This is a genomic window from Saccharothrix sp. ST-888, from assembly GCF_000955975.1.
Lineage (GTDB): Bacteria > Actinomycetota > Actinomycetes > Streptomycetales > Streptomycetaceae > Kitasatospora.
Genome location: NZ_JYJF01000437.1, coordinates 1 through 383, shown reverse-complemented (window position 1 = coordinate 383; position 383 = coordinate 1). Strand labels below are relative to the sequence as shown.

1 protein-coding gene is annotated in these 383 nt (G+C 73.4%); it reads right to left on the bottom strand.

Features of this window, described 5'->3' with window-relative positions:
* A partial coding sequence (locus tag UK12_RS33405; RefSeq protein ID WP_045306970.1) for a hypothetical protein occupies positions 1–306 on the bottom strand: 306 nt, incomplete at its 3' end.
* Positions 307–383 lie beyond the last annotated feature (77 nt).

Genomic DNA, 383 nt, shown 5'->3' with positions numbered 1-383 from the left:
GGCCAGCAGCGTCGGCTCGGGCAGTCGGGCGGCCACCCAGGAGCCGACCGGGACGGTGCAGGCGGCCGCCCCGACCAACGGGAGCATCGCGGCCGGCCGCACCTGCCGCCCGCTGCCGGTGAGCCCGACCGCAATGATCGCGCCCGCCGCGCAGTTGGACAGCAACACTCCCTGGGCCGAGCCGAGCAGCAACACCAGCACCGGCGACGCAACCAGGGCGAACCCGATCACCGCCAACCGTTGCACCGACGCGCCCAGCAGGACGATGCAGCCCAGCACCAGGTCGGCGGCCCAGCCACTCGTCATGGACGGCTCCTCACGGCTACTCCCGATCGGCTACCGGCTACCGGCTACCGGCTACCGGCTACCGGCTACCGGCTACC